General features: G+C 58.8%; 4 protein-coding genes. All 4 read left to right on the forward strand.

Annotated elements, in window-relative coordinates; all coding sequences use genetic code 11:
* Positions 1–237: 237 nt before the first annotated feature.
* The gene (locus ACE4YL_RS04360; RefSeq protein ID WP_461369288.1) at positions 238–438 is read left to right on the forward strand and encodes a hypothetical protein; all 201 of its coding nucleotides are present in this window, start codon (positions 238–240) and stop codon (positions 436–438) included.
* A 97-nt stretch (positions 439–535) separates the two neighbouring features.
* Positions 536–958 carry a hypothetical protein gene (locus ACE4YL_RS04365; protein ID WP_461369289.1) on the forward strand — a complete coding sequence of 141 codons (423 nt, stop codon included), beginning with the start codon at positions 536–538 and terminating at the stop codon, positions 956–958.
* A gap of 222 nt (positions 959–1,180) precedes the next feature.
* Positions 1,181–1,489: a hypothetical protein gene (locus tag ACE4YL_RS04370; protein WP_461369290.1), complete on the forward strand. Its 309-nt coding sequence runs from the start codon at positions 1,181–1,183 to the stop codon at positions 1,487–1,489.
* A partial coding sequence (locus ACE4YL_RS04375) for an AAA family ATPase (RefSeq protein WP_461369291.1) occupies positions 1,486–1,995 on the forward strand: 510 nt, incomplete at its 3' end. The genes ACE4YL_RS04370 and ACE4YL_RS04375, both read left to right, overlap by 4 nt.

Consider the following 1,995-nt stretch of genomic DNA (forward strand, 5'->3'; position numbering starts at 1 on the left):
AAACGTGAACAGAATCGTCTGGTTCTGGCGTGTGCCGGGAAGGTTTGTTAGGAGCGGCGAAGCGATACTTTTCGTAGATGCGCACGGCGCAGCTGTTCCGGTTGACGAAAATATCAACGTATCAACCAAAGAATGCTGAAATAGCCCGTTGCTCCGGCCCCTCCCCCCCAGGGGGGGCCGGCCGGCCCGCCGGGAGACTATCCCGGCAATATCACCACCTTTTAAGGAGGAATGAAATTGAAAAAGGATATCAGGAGCTTAGAGGCGATACCATTCGAAAAGGATCTGGTTGCAACCGGAAACGTGAACAGAATCGTCTGGTTCTGGCGTGTGCCGGGAAGGTTTGTTAGGAGCGGCGAAGCGATACTTTTCGTAGATGCGCACGGCGCAGCTGTTCCGGTTGACGAAAATATCAACATAGCAACCAAAGAATGCTGAAATAATCCGCTGCTCCGGCCCCTCCCTCCCCCAGGGGGGGGCCGGCCGGCCCGCCGGGAGCCGTAATCTCGGCAAATAAAAAATAGGAGGTAAAGAAATGAACGGGAAGATAGCATTAATGAATTACTTAAAAGAAGAGGGAGTATCCGAAAAAGAGATTAGGGAAGGGCATGACCCCCAAACCTTAAAGGTATGGGATAAGGAATACATGGTTTTGAACGAACACGAACGTTATAAAAAAGCGAAAGAGTACATACAAGAAACCCTTTGGGCGTTTATCCCCTCCTTTTTGGCGGAGGAAACAGGTTTGCCGGAAGAAGTGTTTCACGCGCTCACGGAAAAGTGTGAGAGCGGGAATGACGCCATTCTCGCGCTCGTAGAAAAAACCTGCGGCCTGGACGCTTTCGTAAAGACCGCCATAGAAGCGGACGGTTATGGTCACTTCCTCGCTTTTTATGATGGAGAGGAAGGGGAGGTAACCGTAGAAGGGGAGGATTATTTCATATATCGAATAAATTAACCTCCTACAAAGCAGAGTGACGGGGCTTCATGCCCCGGTAATGCCCCGCCCCATGGGGCGCCGGTCACAAGGCCGGAGCAGACAATAGGCCCGCCGGGAGCCGCAATCCCGGCCTGTAATCCGCTGCTTCGGCCCCTCCCCCAGGGGGGGGCCGGCTGGAGCGGGTTAACCGCTACCATAACACGGTGCCCCCTGCCAGACCAGGGGGAAGGAGGTAATGAAATGAAAAAAGAATATCCCGAAACAGTGCTGCAGGCGGCATATGAGTATGTCCGGCGACAAGGCCGGTCCTCGCACCCAGACGGGCAATTCGATTCCGGCGGGCGCTGGTATCCGTCGGAATGTGAGGAACAGCCCTGCTGCTCTGGTATCCGTCGCCCCTCCCGTGCGTGGCCTTACACGCTCATGTCTCACTGCCGCAGTATGGCGCACGTGGCCGCGCTGTATGACGTGGACGCCCGGGATGTCCACCGGGCCGTCCGCGCAGAAGCCTGGCGCGTGCTCCAGGCACAGGAGGTGCTCGCGAAATGATTACCGCGCTATCCGTTGCACTCCAGGCCGGGACCCCGATCCTGGCCTGGGGCCCTCCGGGAGTGGGGAAAACCGCCGTCATCACTGCCCTGGCGGAGTCCCTGGCCCTCCCGCTGGAGGTTGTGCTGGCTTCCATCCGGGAGCCGGCGGACTTCAGCGGCCTCCCGGTGATCCGTGATGACGGGGTTCGTATGGAAGCCCCGTCGTGGGCTCGCCGGTTGGCGGAAGCCGGGAAGGGGATCTTGTTTCTGGATGAGATCTCCACTGCTCCGCCGGCGGTTCAGGCTGCCCTGCTGAGGGTGGTCCTGGATCGCGTGGTGGGCGACCTTGAATTGCCACCGGGCGTGGCCGTTGTTGCGGCGGCAAACCCGCCCGAGCAGGCCGCCGGGGGCTGGGACCTGTCCCCGCCGCTGGCAAATCGCTTCTGCCATCTCACTTGGTCCCTGGATTCTCAGGCCTGGATCGACGGCATGATCCAGGGCTGGCCCGCGCCCCGTTTCGAGGCA

This window comes from Candidatus Darwinibacter acetoxidans (assembly GCF_041936445.1).
Classification (GTDB): Bacteria; Bacillota; Limnochordia; order Darwinibacteriales; family Darwinibacteriaceae; genus DTU010.

Excerpts from the sequence above, each read along its gene's own strand:
- ACE4YL_RS04365 (WP_461369289.1), top strand. The coding sequence starts at position 536 with ATGAACGGGAAGATAGCATTAATGAATTACTTAAAAGAAGAGGGAGTA.
- ACE4YL_RS04370 (WP_461369290.1), top strand. The coding sequence starts at position 1,181 with ATGAAAAAAGAATATCCCGAAACAGTGCTGCAGGCGGCATATGAGTAT.